The sequence below is a fragment of the Noviherbaspirillum sp. genome, assembly GCF_035627455.1.
In the GTDB taxonomy this organism is placed as follows: Bacteria; Pseudomonadota; Gammaproteobacteria; order Burkholderiales; family Burkholderiaceae_D; genus Noviherbaspirillum.
Map to the genome: position 1 here is coordinate 1 of NZ_DASPLS010000023.1, position 16,870 is coordinate 16,870.

15 protein-coding genes are annotated in these 16,870 nt (G+C 63.3%); 1 reads left to right on the top strand and 14 read right to left on the bottom strand.

Annotated elements, in window-relative coordinates; genetic code table 11:
• From VEC01_RS04280 to VEC01_RS04340, 13 genes are all read right to left on the bottom strand, one after another.
• Positions 1-974: oxidoreductase (locus VEC01_RS04280; protein ID WP_324899094.1), on the bottom strand; the 974-nt coding region annotated here is incomplete at its 3' end.
• Positions 975-1,211: 237 nt separating this feature from the next.
• Positions 1,212-2,417, bottom strand: a complete 1,206-nt coding sequence (pcaF, locus tag VEC01_RS04285; RefSeq protein ID WP_324899096.1) for a 3-oxoadipyl-CoA thiolase — start codon at positions 2,415-2,417, stop codon at positions 1,212-1,214.
• 30 nt (positions 2,418-2,447) lie between these two features.
• Positions 2,448-3,974 (bottom strand): 3-hydroxyacyl-CoA dehydrogenase PaaH, encoded by a 1,527-nt coding sequence (paaH, locus tag VEC01_RS04290; protein WP_324899098.1) that lies wholly within the window; start codon positions 3,972-3,974, stop codon positions 2,448-2,450.
• A gap of 10 nt (positions 3,975-3,984) precedes the next feature.
• On the bottom strand, positions 3,985-4,986 hold the full coding sequence (locus tag VEC01_RS04295) for an NADPH:quinone oxidoreductase family protein (RefSeq protein ID WP_324899099.1): 1,002 nt from the start codon (positions 4,984-4,986) through the stop codon (positions 3,985-3,987).
• Positions 4,987-5,028: 42 nt separating this feature from the next.
• The gene (locus tag VEC01_RS04300) at positions 5,029-6,147 is read right to left on the bottom strand and encodes a CaiB/BaiF CoA-transferase family protein (RefSeq protein WP_324899101.1); all 1,119 of its coding nucleotides are present in this window, start codon (positions 6,145-6,147) and stop codon (positions 5,029-5,031) included.
• A gap of 1 nt (position 6,148) precedes the next feature.
• Positions 6,149-6,805: a 3-hydroxyacyl-CoA dehydrogenase family protein gene (locus VEC01_RS04305; RefSeq protein ID WP_324899103.1), complete on the bottom strand. Its 657-nt coding sequence runs from the start codon at positions 6,803-6,805 to the stop codon at positions 6,149-6,151.
• A gap of 3 nt (positions 6,806-6,808) precedes the next feature.
• The gene (locus VEC01_RS04310; RefSeq protein ID WP_324899105.1) at positions 6,809-7,684 is read right to left on the bottom strand and encodes a 3-hydroxyacyl-CoA dehydrogenase family protein; all 876 of its coding nucleotides are present in this window, start codon (positions 7,682-7,684) and stop codon (positions 6,809-6,811) included.
• Positions 7,685-7,694: 10 nt separating this feature from the next.
• Entirely contained in the window at positions 7,695-8,861 is a 1,167-nt protein-coding gene (locus tag VEC01_RS04315) for an acyl-CoA dehydrogenase family protein (protein WP_324899107.1), read from the bottom strand.
• Between the two features lie 18 nt (positions 8,862-8,879).
• Complete coding sequence (locus VEC01_RS04320; RefSeq protein ID WP_324899108.1) at positions 8,880-9,626, bottom strand: SDR family oxidoreductase; 747 nt, start codon at positions 9,624-9,626, stop codon at positions 8,880-8,882.
• Between the two features lie 2 nt (positions 9,627-9,628).
• Positions 9,629-10,396: an enoyl-CoA hydratase/isomerase family protein gene (locus VEC01_RS04325; protein WP_324899110.1), complete on the bottom strand. Its 768-nt coding sequence runs from the start codon at positions 10,394-10,396 to the stop codon at positions 9,629-9,631.
• Positions 10,397-10,398: 2 nt separating this feature from the next.
• Entirely contained in the window at positions 10,399-12,075 is a 1,677-nt protein-coding gene (locus VEC01_RS04330; protein ID WP_324899112.1) for a class I adenylate-forming enzyme family protein, read from the bottom strand.
• Positions 12,076-12,089: 14 nt separating this feature from the next.
• Positions 12,090-12,875 (bottom strand): enoyl-CoA hydratase-related protein, encoded by a 786-nt coding sequence (locus VEC01_RS04335; RefSeq protein ID WP_324899114.1) that lies wholly within the window; start codon positions 12,873-12,875, stop codon positions 12,090-12,092.
• A gap of 48 nt (positions 12,876-12,923) precedes the next feature.
• Positions 12,924-14,156, bottom strand: coding sequence for a CoA transferase (locus VEC01_RS04340; RefSeq protein WP_324899116.1), 1,233 nt, complete (start codon positions 14,154-14,156; stop codon positions 12,924-12,926).
• On the opposite strand from VEC01_RS04340, the gene VEC01_RS04345 reads away from it, so the two are divergent.
• Positions 14,155-16,059 carry a sigma-54 interaction domain-containing protein gene (locus VEC01_RS04345; protein WP_324899118.1) on the top strand — a complete coding sequence of 635 codons (1,905 nt, stop codon included), beginning with the start codon at positions 14,155-14,157 and terminating at the stop codon, positions 16,057-16,059. The genes VEC01_RS04340 and VEC01_RS04345 overlap by 2 nt on opposite strands.
• Here VEC01_RS04345 and VEC01_RS04350 read toward each other — a convergent pair.
• The gene (locus VEC01_RS04350; RefSeq protein WP_324899121.1) at positions 16,052-16,870 is read right to left on the bottom strand and encodes an N-acyl homoserine lactonase family protein; all 819 of its coding nucleotides are present in this window, start codon (positions 16,868-16,870) and stop codon (positions 16,052-16,054) included. The genes VEC01_RS04345 and VEC01_RS04350 overlap by 8 nt on opposite strands.

The following is a 16,870-nucleotide window of genomic DNA, read 5'->3' on the forward strand; positions in this document are numbered from 1 at the left end:
GTCCGCCCCTTTACGCGGCCCGCAATATAGTCGTCAAAGCATCCGGGCAGCTGGTCGAAGTCAATGAGGCGCGTGACGGCAGCAAGATGGCGCGGCTTGAGATCGGTTGCAAGGCGCTCCCAGACACGTCCGCGCATGGGAAATCCGATATAGCCGGAATCCACGCCGAGCAGGCTCACGCCGCGCAGGATGAACGGGAACACGGTTGAGTCTATTCTTGCGCTTGCTGCATTGCCGATGCTGGCGACAGTACCGGCCTGCTTCATGGTCGCAAGTATCCAGTGCAGGATTTGCCCGCCGACATTGTCCACTGCGCCAGCCCATAGTCCGGTTTCAAGCGGTCGGACTTTGTCGAAATCAATGGTGGAAGTCGGCTTGATCTCCGCGGCGCCGAGCATTTTCAGATAGTCGGCCTCGCTCTCCTTGCCTGTCAGCGCAACGACGTGGTATCCGAGTTGCGCCAGCATATCGATCGCAAGCCCGCCGACGCCGCCCGTCGCCCCGCTGACAACGACCGGCCCATTGGAAGGGGCAAGACCGTTATCCTCCATGCGAACGATGCCCAGGGCCGCGGTAAAGCCGGCGGTGCCGAGCGCCATCGATTCCTTCAGGTCTAGTCCCTCAGGCAACGGAACGACCCATTTCCCCGGTACGCGGGCGTATTCGGCATAGCCTCCGTGGTGCGAAACACCGATATCGAAACTTGTCGCGATCACTTTTTGACCCACCGCGAAGCGCGGATCGGCGCTCTCCGAGACTTCCCCCGCCATATCGATGCCACCCACGCAAGGGAAGCGACGGATGACCTTGCCTTTGCCGGTTGCCGCGAGCGCATCCTTGTAATTGATGCTCGAGTAGTGAACGCGGATCATGACTTCGCCGCGATCCAGTTCCTCGGATGAAAACGTAGACAAGCGTCCACCAACTTGGCCGTCAGGCGACTGTTCGATCACGTAGGCTTTAAAAAGAGGCATAGATATCTCCAGGTTGTCGTGCGTCTCGTCGAGTCGAAATAGGAGTTCCAACTGCTCGCCGGCGTTTTGAATATCAACTCGGCCCGCATGGTATCCGGAATCCCTCTAGTTTATCGCTTCTTCTCGACACGCATCATGCACGGATCTGCAGATTATGACTGAAAGCCGCGTACTTCTCCTGGCATGCGCCCTGAGCCCGGGCTCTAACGCCAAGTCGCGCTGAATGCGCGTTCAACCTTAAATGCGCTCGATGACGAGGGCGACCCCCTGCCCCACGCCGATGCACATCGTGCACAAGGCATAACGCCCGTCGATGCGCTCAAGCTGGTTCAAGGCAGTCGTCACGAGCCTTGCTCCGGACGCGCCGAGCGGATGCCCGATCGCGATCGCGCCTCCGTTGGGATTCACATGGGGAGCGTCATCGGGCAGCCCGAGGTCGCGGGTCACGGCAAGCGCCTGGGCGGCGAACGCCTCGTTGAGTTCAATGACATCCATCTGCTCGATTCGCAAACTGGTCAAGGCCAGCACCTTTCGTGTAGCAGGGGATGGACCAAAGCCCATGATGCGCGGAGCCAGGGCCGCCGTTGCCATGCCGAGGATGCGTGCGCGCGGCCGGAGTCCATGCCTGACGGCGGCCGCCTCGGAGGCGATGAGCAATGCACAGGCGCCGTCATTCACGCCGGAAGCATTGCCGGCGGTGACGGAGCCATCCGGCCTGACGACGCCCTTGAGTTTGGCCAGCGCTTCCAGCGTCGTGTCGACACGCGGGTGTTCGTCGGTGTCGAACGGTTTCGCATCCCCTTTCTTCTGCGGGATAAAGACCGGGATGATCTCACGCGTGAAAAAGCCCGAGGCGTGCGCGGCTGCCCATCGCTGCTGGCTGCGCAAGGCAAAGGCATCCTGGTCTGCCCGTGCGATGCCGAATTCAGCCGCAACGTTCTCAGCCGTCTCCGGCATGGAATCGACGCCGTGCTTCGCCTTCATCTGGCTGTTGATGAAGCGCCAGCCGATTGTCGTGTCCTCGATCTTCATGCTGCGCGAGAAGGCGGCATCCGCCTTTCCCATCACAAAGGGAGCCCGGCTCATGCTTTCGACGCCCCCGGCAATGGCGAGCTCGATCTCGCCGGAACGCACCGCGCGCGCCGCCGTCCCGACTGCGTCGAGACTCGAGCCGCAAAGACGGTTGATGGTATTCGCCGGCACGTCGACAGGCAGGCCGGCCAGCAACGCGGCCATCCGGCCGACATTGCGGTTGTCCTCGCCTGCCTGGTTTGCGCAGCCGTAGTAGATATCGTCGACCGCTTGCCAGTCGACCGCGCCGTTGCGCTCCATCAGGGCCTTGATCGGCAAAGCGGCGAGGTCGTCCGCGCGGATCGCGGACAAGGCGCCGCCGTAGCGGCCGAACGGCGTACGGACAGCGTCACAAATGAATGCGGATTTCATGCTGTTTCCCCTGATGTCGGTGTTGCAAAATCATTGATGGAAGCGCTTGCCGCCCCACACCCTCTTCTGGATCAGCGGGGACACGCGATAGCGGTCCTCGCCGTACAAACGTGCAAGATTGAGCAGCACGCGCATCACGTACTCCAGGCCGATGCTGTCTGCCCAGGCCAGCGGCCCGCGCGGGTAGTTGACGCCCTTCTGCATCGCGATGTCCGCGCCGGCCGCGTCGCACACGCCCTGGTTCACCGCATCGGCTGCCTCATTGGCCAGCATCGCGACCGTCCGCATCACTGCCATGCCCGGCACGTCGTCAAGCCGTGACACGGCATAGCCGGCCGATTGCAGGAAGCCGACCACCGCGCGAAACGCCTGCGGGTCGCACTGTTCGGCCGCCGCTACCGCCAGCCTCGTGGACTTGCTGTAGTCCAGCGCGAGGTCGAACAGCACGAGATTCGCCCTGCCCTCCTCGGCGGCACGCTGGGTCGCGCTGCGGCCGTCGCTGAGACAGAGAACAGCATCGCCGCATTGGATCAGCGCATCAGCGCCGGCGCATTCTTCCTGGACCACGTCCGCACCCGCTGCCCGGGCGCGCGAGACGATGGCATCGATGAAGGGGGAACTGCCCGATACCGCCACCCGCGGCGGCGGCGCCACCGCATCCTCGCACACAGGCTTCGGCTTGCTGTCCTCGTCATGGCGATAGAAGCCGCGTCCGCTCTTGCGGCCGAGGAAGCCGGCGTTGACCAGTTCCTGCTGCACCAGCGACGGCGTAAACCGCGGGTCATTGAAGTAGGCATTGAAAACCGACTGGGTGACGGCGAAGTTCACGTCATGCCCGATCAGGTCCATCAGCTCGAACGGCCCCATGCGGAAGCCCCCGGCTTCGCGCATGATCGCGTCGATGGTCGCCGGATCCGCCGCCTGCTCGCTCAACAGGCGCAGCGCCTCCGCGTAGTAAGGCCGGGCGACGCGGTTGACGATGAAGCCGGGAGTGGACTTCGCATGGACCGGCGATTTGCCCCAGGCAAGCGCGGTATCGAAGATCCGGGCTGCCACCTGGGCATCCGTCGCAAGCCCGCTGATCACTTCCACCAGTGCCATCAGCGGCACCGGGTTAAAGAAATGCATGCCGACGAAGCGCCCGGGACGCGTCAGTTTTGCTGCCAGTGCGGTGACAGAAATCGACGACGTATTGGTGGCGAGGATGCAATCATCGGCAACCACCTTTTCCAGGTCCGCAAACAATTGGCGCTTGATGTCGAGATTCTCGACGATGGCTTCCACCACGAGGCCGGCGTCGGCCAGCTCGCCGACAGCTCCCGCCGCCTGGAGCCGCGCGCCTGCGGCATCGGCTTCCTCCGGTTTCATCCGCCCCTTTTCTGCGAGCATGCCGAAGGTCTTGCGGATGCCCGCAATTGCCTTCTCCACCGCTTCTGGACGGGTGTCGTACAGCTTCACGGCATGGCCGGCGGCGGCGGCGATCTGGGCGATACCCGAGCCCATCGCCCCGCTGCCGACGACGGCGACAAGGGATGACGCAGCGATTGCATTGCTCATCACTCTCTCCTCAGGAATGATTGCTGTCCGTCGTCAGGACGACCTTGCCGTTCACCTTGCCGTTCTTGACCAGGGAAAGCGCTTCGGCGAACCGGTCCATGGGGAAGGCCCTCATCACGTTCGGCCTGAGCTTGCCGGCCTCGTAAAGTGCGAACAGTTCATCCTGCACGCGGCGCACCCATGCCGGGTCGCGCTCGCGGTAATCGCTCCACTGCAGGCCGGACACGGCGATGTTCTTCACCAGCAGGTAGTTGGCCTTGATCGTCGGGATGCGCCCTGCGGCGAAACCGATCACCACCATGCGGCCGCGCCATGCCATGGCGCGCATGCTTGCGTCGAAGGCATCGCCGCCAAGCGGGTCCAGCACCACGTCCGCCCCGCGGCCATTCGTCACCGCATGGACCTGGCGCCGGATTTCCTCATGCAGGTTTTCCGCGCCGAGGTCAATGATATGGTCCGCGCCGCTCTCTCTCGCAAGCTGTGCATGGACCTGTTCGCGCACGCCGGCCAGCACGGTTGCTCCGAATGCCCTGGCGATCTGGATGGCCGCCAGCCCCACCCCGCCGCCGCCGCCATTGACCAGCACCGTCTCCCCGGGGCGGAACTGGCCGCGTTCCATCAGCGCGAAATGCGCGGTCTGATACACCAGGCCCATGGCCGCGGCATCGGTGAAGGACATCGCGTCCGGGATGACGAAACAGTTCTCGCCGCGCGCCACCAGCTGCTCGGCATAGGCGCCGTACTCGACCTGCGCCACCACGCGGTCGCCGGGTTTGCAGGATGTCACACTCCGCCCGGCTGCCGCGACCACGCCGGCCGCATCCTTGCCGGGGCTGAACGGGCGCGGCGGCAGGATCTGGTACTGGCCGCCGATGACGAGCAGATCGGGATAGTTGACGCCGATGGCGCTCACGTCGATCAGCACCTCATCGTCGCCAATGGCGGGAGTGGGAATGTCTTCGATCTTGAGGGACTCGGGCTCGCCGTGTTCCCGTATGAGGATGGCACGCATGGTTCTTTCTTTATATAGGTGGCCGGGCCGACGGCAATGCCCTCAGTCCAGGCCGAACTCCTGGTTGCCTTCGCCGAGCGCCGGATATCCGCCGACGGGGACATCGTCGCGGAAGATGCCGGCAACCGGCACCGGCAGCGCCGTGATCCGACGGCCATTGCTTTCCAGTTCCTTCGCGAAAAGGCCGCGTGCGTGGAAGTGTTCATCCTGCATCGCTTCCTGCATGGTCGCGACGATCACGCTGCAGACATCCTTTCCGGCGAAGCATTCGCGCCAGTGCGCGGCCGGCCTGGCGCCGATAATGGCGGCGATGGCCGCGCGCACGCCGGCCGGGTCCTTGCTGTCGTCCTGCAATTCGGGCGGCGCGTCGATGGCTTGCAGGAAGTTGGCCCAGAACTTGTCCTCAAGCGGCCCTGCCGCGACGAACTTGCCGTCGCTGGTGCGATAGATCTGGTAGCGCGGCGACCCGCCGGTGACGAGCTCGCCGCCCGGCACCGGCCACATCCCCTCCACCTGTCCGTTCCCGATGGCCCAGTAGAGGAAGGTGAACAGGTTGTCGGCCATCGCGATGTCGAGCTTGCAACCTTTGCCGGTGCGGTCGCGCTGGCGCAGCGCAAGCAGGATGTTGACCACGGCGGGATAGGTTCCGCCTGCGATGTCGGCGATCAGCGCCGGCGGCAGCACCGGCGCACCGTCGCTGCCCGCCGAGAGCCCGAGCATGCCGGCTTCGGCGACGTAATTCAGGTCATGCGCCGCCACCTGGGCCTTCGGGCCGGTCTGTCCATAGCCGGTGATGGCGCAATAGATGATCCCGCCATTGATTTGCGACAGCGCCTCATAGCCCAGGCCGAGGCGATCCATCACACCCGGCCGGAACTGCTCGACCACGATGTCGGCGCTTTCGATCAATCCGCGCAGGCTGTCCGCGACGCCCGCTTGCTTGAGGTCAATGGCAATACTGCGCTTGCCGCGGTTCAGCAGTCCGAAGTTCACGCTGTCGTCGCCGAACTTGGGCGAGTAGCTGCGCATTTCGTCGCCTCGCCCGGGACGTTCGATCTTGATGACTTCCGCGCCCGCCTCGGCGAGAATCAGGGTTGCCATCGGCCCGGGCAAGAGCGTGCTGAAGTCGAGGACACGCACGCCTTCCAGTGGTCGCATCATCTCAGCCCGCCTTTTTTTGCGCGCGGGCCTTGGCCACGCGGGCGCGGCGTGCCGGTGCGTAGGGTGATTCGCCATAGGCCTCGAACAAGGCCTGCGTCACATCGAAGTGATGGGCAAGCCCGGTGCGTTCCAGCAAGGCGATCGGCCCTTCCGGATAGCCGAGTCCGAGCTTGAGCGTCAGGTCCATGTCGTCGGCGGTCGCCAGGCCTTCATCGAGCCGGCGCAGCGCCGCATTGTAATAGGGACGCACGAGGCGGTTGATGATACGGCCGGCGAAGTCGAGGCAGACCGCAACCTTCAGGCCCGCGCCTTCCAGCACCGCCCTGGCCGCATCGACCGCGGACGCGGCGGTGTTCGGTTGCCGGACCAGTTCCACGAGGTTGGAAGGATCGCCGTCACCGAGGCGGAAACGCGCGAAGCCGAGGATATTCGAGCCCTCCCCGGCGCGGCTTTCCCCGGTGTAGACGCCGAGGCATTCCGTGCCGAGCTCGATCAGGATGGCAGCCTTGCCGTCACTATTGCCGACCGTGGGGAGCGCGTCACCGGCCTTCTCGCCGATCAGGATGACAAGCTCGCCATCGTCGGATTTGCCATCCAGCAGCGGATGGCCTGCAGGGAAAGAACGGCTGTTGCCGGTATCGATAATGGAATAAGTCACGTCTCAGCTCCCGAACATCGCGTTGCCTTCATACGTATAGAACCCGCGCCCCGATTTGCGGCCGAGATGGCCGGCGGCGATCATGCGCCTGACCAGCGGCGGGCAGGCCGCACGCGGCTCGTTGGTAATGCCGTACATTGCCTCGCACAGCAGCAGCTGGGTATCGAGGCCGATCAGATCGAGCAATTCCAGCGGCCCCATCGGATAGCCCAGGCCTTCCTTGATCGCACGGTCGATGTCGGCCGGCGAGGCCACGCCTGCCTCGACGAGGCGGATCGCATCGTTGTTGTAGGGGATGAGGAAGTAGTTGAGGATAAAGCCGGGATTGTCCTTGGTTTTCACCGGACGCTGGCCCATGGCTTCGCACGCCGCCCAGGCCTTGGCGAACGTCTCCCCGGATGTGTTCAGGCCGGGCGACATTTCCACCAGCTTCATCAGTTGCGCCGGCAGGCAGAAGTGCATGCCGACGAAACGGTCGTCGCGTCCGGAGCCGGCGGCGATCTCGGTAATCGACAGCGTGGAGGTGTTGGAAGCGAAGATGGCGTGCGGCGGGCAGACCTGGTCGAGCTTCGTGAACAGGTCGTGCTTGACCTTCAGGTCTTCGAACACCGCGTCAATGACGAGGTCGCATTCCCCCATTTCATCCAGGCTCGTAGTCATGACCAGGCTGCCGATCGCCGCGGCCATCTTTTCCTCGGTCATCTTGCCGCGCTGGACCGACTTGGCAAAGAAGTCGCGTGTCTGCTTCAGCGACTTGTCGAGCGCCTCCTGGCGCGTGTCGTACACCACGGTACGGAAACCGGCGCGGGCCGCCACGATGGCAATGCCCGCCCCCATCGTGCCGCAGCCTGCGACACCAATCGTCTTGATCTCACTCATTGGATTCCTCTCATTTGGTCAGGAAACTGCGGCCGATCAGCTGCCGATGCACCTGGTTGGTGCCTTCCCAGATCTGCGTGATCTTGGCGTCCCGCATCAGGCGCTCGACGCGGAAATCCTGACAATAGCCATAGCCCCCGAAGAGTTGCACCACATCGGTAGTGATGCGCATCGCAACGTCGCTGGCGCGCATCTTCAGCATCGATGCGTCGATGCCGAAGTCGGTGCCGCCGCTATCCACAAGTTTTCCCAGGCGCCACAGCCAGGCTTCGCACATTGCGAGATCCGTCGCCATGTCGGCCAGCATGAACTGGATGCCCTGGAACTCGATGATCTTGCGCCCCGACTGCTTGCGTTCGTTGATATAGGTCACGCCATCCTCGAAGGCGGCGCGCGCGATGCCGAGCGCATGGGCGGCCACGCTGGGACGCGACTTGTTGAGCGAGGAAAACAGGATGTTCAGACCGTCTCCCGGGTTGCGCAGCAGGTTGCCGCGGTGCACCCGGCATCCGTCAAAGGAAATGGTCGCGGTGCTGGAAGCTCGATGGCCCATCTTCTGCTCGGTGCGCACCACCGACAGCCCGGGCGTGCCCTTCTCCAGGATCACCACCGAGATGGCCTTCTTGGGATCGTCGATCTCGCTCCATTTGCCGAAGAGCAGATAGACATCGGCCACGTCGCCATTGGTGATGAAGGTCTTTCCGCCATCAATGACGATGGCATCGCCGTCCGGCGTGAACCGCGTGCGCATGCCGGTCGCGTCCGATCCCGCATCCGGCTCGGTGATCGCCAGCGCGGCGAGGCCGCCTTCGGCGATGCGCGGCAGGAGGCGCTGCTTCTGCTCCTCCGAGCCAAAGTCGACCAGCGGCTTGATGGCGTGGAAATTGGTCGCCCAGATGATGCCGGTCGAGGCGCAGGCCTTGGTGATCTCGCGCACGCACTCCAGATAGGCGGTGTAGGACAGCCTGGCGCCACCGTACTCCTCCGGAATGAACATCGCGTTCAGGCCGAGGTTATTGATCGCGTTGATGTTCTCCCACGGGAACTCGCCGGTCTTGTCGTAATGTTCGGCACGCGCCATCAGCTCGTTGCGCGCCAGCGCGCGCACGCTGTCCAGCAGCTGCTTTTCGTCGTCGGAAAGTTCGATGCTCGCATCGAGCCGCTCAAAAATGTTCACGTCAGTTCTCTTTGATGGTTAGTGCGCGACGCCCTGCGCACCGTCGATGTAAATGGTTTCGCCGGACAGGAAAGGCGAATCCGCCTGGAACAGCGCCTTCACCAGCGTTGCGACGTCTTCCGAGGTGCCGGGGGTACGGCCGGGAATGCGCTTTTCCAGATACTCGCGCAGCGGGCCGGCCGACATTGCTTCCTTGTTCAGGTCGGTCATGATGTAGCCGGGCGCGACGTCGATGACCCGGATGCCCTTGCCGGCCCACTCCACCGCAAGGCAGCGTGTGATGGCCCCCACCGCCGCCTTCGATGCGCAGTAGGCCAGGTTGCGCTTGACGCCCAGCTTGTCGAAGAAGGAACCGATGTTGATGATCAATCCGCCGCCGGATGCCACCAGATGCGGATAGATGTGCTGGCAGCTCATGAAGACCGACGTGGTGTTGGTCGCAAAGACCGTCTCGTACTCGTCGCGCGGGAAGCTGGCGCTCGGGCCTTCCAGGTGGACGCCGGCATTGTTCACCAGGCCGGCGATCGGCCCGCCCAGCTTTGCTGCTTCCGCAAACGCGTCGCGCAAGCTGTCGCTGCTCGTGACATCGCAGGTGAAGCTCTTGCAGCGCGCAAGAGCTTCCGCGCTTGCGCCTTGAACGGCCGGCAGTTCGCCGCGGCGTGACAGGCAGGCCACGGTATGGCCGAGTTCGGCCAACGCAATGGCGATGGCTGCACCGATACCCCGGCTGGCACCGGTGACAATGACGGTTCCTTTTTCTGCCATGGTCAGCAATCCTTGAATTGGGGTTTGCGCTTTTCCAGGAAGGCAGCCATGCCTTCATTGGCATCCTTCGTCTGGTAAGCAAGCGTGGAAAGGTCGGCCTCGATCTTGAAGCCTTCGGCAAGCGAGGTCTGCAGCGCGCGCTGCACCGCGCCGCGCGCCAGGCGCAGCGCCACCATGCCGTGGGCGCTGAATTCGCGCGCGAAGGCCATTCCGGCTTCGATCGCATCGCCCTCCACCAGCCGGTTCACGAGACCGATCCGCTCCGCCTCGTCGGCCGCGACGGTGCGTCCGGTCATGATCATTTCCAGCGCGCGGGCTTCGCCGACGATCCGCGGCAGGCGCTGGGTGCCGCCATAACCCGGAATCAGGCCAAGCTTGATTTCCGGCAGGCCGACCTTGGCATTTGCGGTGGCGAGGCGGAACGTGCAGGCCAGCGCCAGTTCCAGGCCGCCGCCGAAGGCGTAGCCGTTGAGGATGGCTACCGACGGCATGGGCAGCGTGTCGAGCCGCGCGAACACCTGCTGGCCGAACTCGGCGCCGCGCTTCTGGGCTTCGAGGTCGCGGTTGGTGAGCTCGGCAATGTCCGCGCCGGCGCAGAACGCCTTCTGTCCGGCACCGGTAACAAGGAGTGCGCGCGCCATTGACTTTTCCACTTCTTCAAAACAGCGGCCGATATCGCCGATCAGCGAAAAGCTCAGGGCATTCAGCGCTTCCTGGCGGTCGATGGTGAGGATCGCGAATTCGTCGCGGTAGGATAATGTGATCGGCATGGTCAGTTCGCCTTCCCGGTAGTCTTGTCGTCGTCGCCGGCCCAACGCACAGGGGCAGGATTGATCCGGCCCTGCCTGACCGATTCGACCAGCTCGCGCTTCAGGATCTTGCCACTGGCAGTCTGCGGAAATTCATCGAGCGCGATGTAGTACTCCGGCATGTCGAACTTCGACAGGCCGGCATCGTGCAGGTGCTTCAGGATTTCATCCCCGGTCGGCGGCGTTGCTCCTTCGGTGTGCGTGATCGACAGGCAGACTTTCTCGCCGAGCCGATCGTCGGCCACCGGGAACGCCGCCGCCTTGAGTACGGCCGGATGCCTGATCGCGAGGTCTTCGATGGTGGACGGATGGATGTTATGGCCGCCGCGGATGATGAGGTCCTTCTTGCGCCCCATGATGACGAGGCAATCGTTCTCATCGAACATGCCGAGGTCGCCGCTCAGGAACCAGCCGTGCGCATTGAACGATTTCTCGGTCGCGGACTGGTTGTTGAAGTAACCGAGCATCAGGCAGCCGCCGCGGCCGCCGATTTCTCCGATCTCGCCATGCTTGACCTCGATGTCCGGGCTCTCCGGATTCCAGAGCTTGACTTCATAGGCGCCGCAGGCGCGGCCGCAGGTTCCGACAATGGTATCCGCGCTGTCACTTGGCAACGTGTACTGGTGCGATCCATTCTCGGTCATCCCGTAGATGTTCTGGGGCAGGATGCCCCGGTTCAGGAACCCCTGGGCGGTTTCGCGCGGGATGGGCGCGCCGGCCATGTAGAACACCGTTACCTTCCCGAGTTTTTCGAGGCCGCGCCGTTTCGCTTCGGCCAGGATATCCATCGCATGCGTCGGAACGCCCATCACATAGGTCGCGCCGCATTCGAGAATCCAGTCGATCGGCTTGGTTCCGGGCGGCAGGTCATTCACCACCAGCTCCATGCCGGCCACGAGCGCCTGCTCGATCGCCACCGTGGCGATGTGATGGCTGAGCGGGCTCAGACTGAAAAGAACCGTCTCGGAATTGTGTCCCCAGTCCTTCACCATCGCCCGGCCGTTGGCAAGCAGGGTATTGTCGCTGTGCATGACAGCCTTGGGCATCCCGGTCGTGCCCGACGTGAAGGCGAGGTAGACCACCTTGTCGGGATTGGTATCCGGCGCGGAGCCCGGCTGCGCGCTGCCGGCCTGCGGAAATTCTCCGGCACTGTCGCGCGACGGCTCCAGCCAGTAAGCACGGCGCAGGCTCTTGACAGCGCCGATCTCGTCGGCCACGCCTTCCCGCTTTGCATCCGCGCCGTAGCCCTTCTGCCCGAAGAAGGCCTCGCAATCAATGCGCTCGATCAGCCGTACGATCTCGGCCACCGTATAGTTCTGGTGCAGCGAGGGATTGCAGATGTAGCCGTTGCGCGAGCACGCGAGGAGAACGACGACCGACTCCAGCCGGCTGGGCAGCCATACCGACACGCGAGAGCCCTTGCGCAGGCCTGCGGCGGCGAGGTCGGCGGCAACCGCATCCGTCCATTCGAGGAGCTGCGCCCAGGTCAGGCGCCGGGCGCTGTCGCGTAGCGCCCAGGCGCCGGCGCGGGTCTGCGCATGCGACCGCAGCAGCGTGTACAGCGTCTGGACCTGCCAGACGCCGGCTGCGTAGTAAGCACGGGCCTGTTGCGGGTCATGGAGGGTAAGGACCGTATTCATGGTGCCGCTCTCGTTCAGTGGCCGAACCTGGAAGCGTCGGGCGAACGCTTTTCGCTGAAGGACTTCGACAGCTCCTTCGACTCCTCGGTGTCGAGATTCAGGCGCAGCAGCAGGTCATGCGTCACGCGCGACAAGCCGGCGACGCCGCCGTGGCGAGCTCCGAAGGCCGCCTTGATCGATGCCAGCGCGAAGGCGCCGCGGTCGGCGATCTCCAGCGCCATTTCGCGTGTGGCAGCGGCCAGCTGGTCGTCGGGGACGGCCTTGTTGATGAGGCCCATTTCCACCGCTTCCTTCGCGCTGATCTTCGGATTGCGGAACCAGATTTCCTTGGCCTTTTTCTTCCCGACCAGGTCTTCCAGGTACCAGGTGCCGAAACCGGCGTCGAAACTTCCCATCATCGGTCCGACCTGGCGGAATACCGCGCTTTCCTTCGCGATCGTGATGTCGCACATCACCTGGAGCACGTTGCCGCCGCCGACCGCGAATCCGTTCACGGACGCGATCACCGGCTTTTGCAGGCGGTCGATGGCCTCGTACATGTCGAGCACCGGCAGCACGCCTGGATAGAGGTGGGTGTCGGGCATGCCCGTCTTCTCGCCGCCAATGCAAAAGAAACGGTCGCCCGCGCCGGTGATGACAATGACGCGCGTGCGGGTCTCGCGGCGGATGTCGTTGATGCAGTCGCGGATTTCGTGGCACATCGTTTCGTTGAACATGTTGCCGTTGTCGGGGCGGTTCAGCGTGATGGTGCCGATGGGTCCGTCTTCGGTGTAGATGATGGTCTCGAACTGGCTTGTCATGATGTCGTTCTCCTGGAGTTTATGGGGGGAGCGTTCGGTGTTTTCCGCTCAAAGCAGTCCTGCATCGTCCAGCTTCCGGATCGCATCGTCGTCCCAGCCCAGCCATGAAGCGAAGGCATGCCGTGTGTCTTCTCCCAGACGGGGCGGATCCTTGCGGTGGCTGTTGAAATTGCCGTCGAACCGGATGCCAAGGCCGACCTGGGGTACGGCGGCGCCATTGCGCCGCGTGGCGTAGAACAGGCCGCGTTCGGTCAGTGTAGGATCGCTCACCACCTGGTCAAGACGGTTGATCGGCCCCGCAGGAATACGCGCATTGGCAAAGAGGTCGAGCCAGTGTGTGCGCGGCTTTCTGAGCAGGATGGACTGGATCTCCTGCACGATTTCCGGGCGGCAGGCACGACGGCCTGCGTTGTCGGCAAAGCGCTGGTCCTCTGCCATGTCTGTGCGGCCAATTGCTTCGCAGAAGCGCTTCCAGATCGCATCGTTACCGAGGCCGAGCGTCATCGGGTAATCCGCGGTATGGAAGGTCTGATAAATCGCGATCACGCTGTCGGTGCCACCGCTGCGGCGCGGCACTTCGCCCGACCCGAGGTAGGGAATGATCCTCGGCGTCATGAATCGCGTCATGCTCTCGACCATCGCGATGTCAATCTCGTGTCCGCGGCCGGTGCGGTTCCGGGCGATCAGGGCTGCCATTGCCGCCAGTGCCGCGTCGCTTCCCGACAGCAGGTCGGCTGCGGGCGTGCCCACCTTTTGCGGGTCGCGGTCGGGAGACTCTCCGGTCAGGTCCATCACACCGCTGTAGCCTTCCGCAATCAGGTCGTAGCAAGGCTGGTCGCTTTTCGCTCCTGCAAGGCCGAAGCCGGTGATCGACACATGCACCAGCCGCGGGTTGATCGCGCTCAGGCGCGCATAGTCGATGCCGAGCTTCTTCTGGCTGCGCCCGACCTGATTGATGAGGATGACGTCGGCGACTTTCACCAGCGAATGGAGGGCATCGAGTCCGGCCGGTTGCGCGTAATCGAGCGTGGCGCTGTGCTTGTTGCGGTTCACGCTCAGGAACCACAGGGATTCGCCGTCAAGGAAAGGCGGCCCCCAGGCACGCGCGTCGTCTCCCCGTCCGGGCCGCTCGATCTTCAGCACTTCCGCTCCTAAATCAGCGAGCAGCAGCGATGCATAGGGCCCGGCGATGGAAGTCGTGAGGTCAAGCACGCGGATGCCATCGAGCAGGTTCAGCGGTGTGGAGTTCGGGGCGGGCGGCAGTTGTTCGGCGGGTAACATGAATTGGTTCGCAGCGGTTGTATTCACCCTGGCTGTGCAACCTCCATGCCACCGGAAATCCGCGCTCCCGGGCATGGCAGGACGGCTGCCTGTTTTCACGGCAAATGCACGGCCTTGCGGTGCGCCGCGACGGGAAGTGCAGAGAGATTCCGCTCTTCAAGTTCATGTCCGTCTGCAGAAAATGTCTTTTTGGGAGACAATCAACGCAACCCGCTCTGTATTTGTTGGAGACAGTTCGAGACACATGGACACGACGAACAATGACCCGCTCGACTTCGGAGTGCTGATACTGGACACGAAAGGCGAAGTGTCCTGCGCAGCCGGATTTGCCTGTGACGAGCAGGTCCGGAAGCGCCTTCTCGACCGATATCGAAATCAGGACCGGCGGCGGGGCATGCTGGCGCTGGAGGGCGAGCCGAAGCTGATTGCGAGCTTCCGTTCGGGCGACGATGCCACCTTGTTCTTCATCCAGAGGGCCTCCAGCAACTCCACCTTGTTCGATTTCGTGGCCAACGTCGACTTCGCGCATGCGGTGTTCGATTACTTCCTCAACAACCCTTATGAGTCAGTAGTGGTGGTCGATGCGCAGGCGCGCGTCCGGTACATCCCGCCGGTGCATGAACAGTTCTTCGGCATCGAGCATGGCGAGGCCATCGGCAAGAAGGTGACCGATGTGATCGAGAACACCAACCTGCACGAAGTCGTCCGTACCGGCAAGGCGGAAATCGGAAAGTTGCAGGAAATGGGGGGCGTGACACGGGTAGTGGCCCGTATCCCTCTGATTGAAAACGGCAAAGTCCTGGGGGCGCTGGGGCGTGTGATGTTCAAGGGTCCCGAGACCGTAGTCGAACTCAGCAAGGAAGTGGTCAAGCTGCGCTCGGAAGTCGACTTCTACCGCAATGAACTCTCGGGCCTGAAGCGCCGCACGTATGGCCTCGAAAAGATCGTGGGCAACAGCGACGCGATACGCCAGCTGAAGGCCGACATCTCGAAGGTCGCACCGCTGTCGGTGCCGGTGCTGATCATTGGGGAGAGCGGCACCGGCAAGGAGCTTGCCGCTCACGCTATCCACGCATTGAGCCGACGCAGCGAGAAGCCTATGGTCTTCGTCAATGCAGCCGCCCTGCCCGCCTCGCTGGTAGAGAGCGAGCTATTCGGCTATGAGGCCGGCGCCTTCACCGGCGCCGAGCGCAAGGGACGCAAGGGCAAGTTCGAACTGGCCGATCAGAGCTCGCTGTTCTTCGACGAGATCGGCGATATGCCCTCGGAAGTGCAGGTCAAGCTGCTGCGCGTGCTGCAGGATGGCATCTTTGAGCGCGTGGGCGGCGACCGGCCACGCCACTCCGACTTCCGGCTCATCTGCGCAACCAACCGCAATTTCCAGGAAATGATCGCCAACGGCGAGTTCCGGCTTGACCTGTACTACCGCATCAGCGGCGTCACCATCCGGATGCCCAGCCTGCGCGAACGGCCGGAAGACATTCCCGAGCTCGTCCAGAGCTTCCTTGTCGCCTTTGCCGAAAGGCATCGCACGCCCGTCAAGGGAGTCAATTCCCGCGTCTATGCTTACCTGAAAGAGTTGCCGTGGCCAGGCAATGTGCGTCAATTGCTGCACGAGGTGGAAAAGGCGGCGATCTTCTGCGACGGTCCTGAGATTACCCTCGACAACTTCCGACTTCTTCCGCAGGAGCTTGCGGAACGTCCGGCGCCTGCTGCGGATAGTGCGCCAAAGACTGTCACTCCGGGCAAGATCCAGCATGCCGTCGACGAAATGGAAAAGATGATGATCCGCGACGCAATGATCAGGCACAAGGGAAACAAGAAGAAGGTCGCGGAGGAACTCGGGATCTCGCGGGCCTACCTCTACAAGAAGCTCTCCGGCGAAGAACCGGAACTTAGCTGAGCAATTCAAGCGGCGCAAGCGGCGGCGCATGCAGTTTCACCACCTCGTCGGCAGGATCGCCCGCGCGCGGATAGCGCGCGAGCACCAGCGGGTCGTGGCCGGGCACGAGATGGTCCGGTGTTTCCGCCAGAGACAGCAGGCGACGATAGCCGTCCAGCATTTCGCCCACGTGCAGCACGATAGGGAAAGGCGAATCGCGATGAATATTCTCGTAGAAATGCGAGGCATCGGACGCCAGCACTACCCAACCGCGCGCGGTGTGTACCCGCACTGCCTGCAAGCCGGCAGTATGGCCGCCAACCAGTACCAGCTCGATCCCCCGCGCAAGCTCTGCGTCGCCGTCATGGAAGCAGATGCGGTCGCTGTAGAGGCTTCGCACAAGCTCCACGATATCGTCCACTGCGAACGCATGGCGCAAAAGCGGATGCGTCATGTAGCGGCCGGTGGCGTATTGCATTTCCTTTTCCTGGAGATGGATGCGGGCATTCGGGAGAAGGTTGACGTTGCCTGCATGGTCGTAGTGCAGATGGGTGATGATCACATCGCTCACCTGTGCTGCTGTGAGGTCAAGCGCAGACAACGCATCAATCGGGCAGCGCAGGAAGACCCGTTTGCGGGCATCGGCGGCGGTCTTGTTGAAACCGGTATCCACCAGCCAGGTGCGCCCTTCGCCCCGGATCACCCAGACAAAGTAATCCATTGGCATCGGCCCGTCGTGCGGATCATGCACCATGAAGTTTTCGGGACGCCGCCGCGCCACCGTGGCGTAACGCAGCGCGAACACTTCATAGGCTGGCAGGGAGGCGGTCAT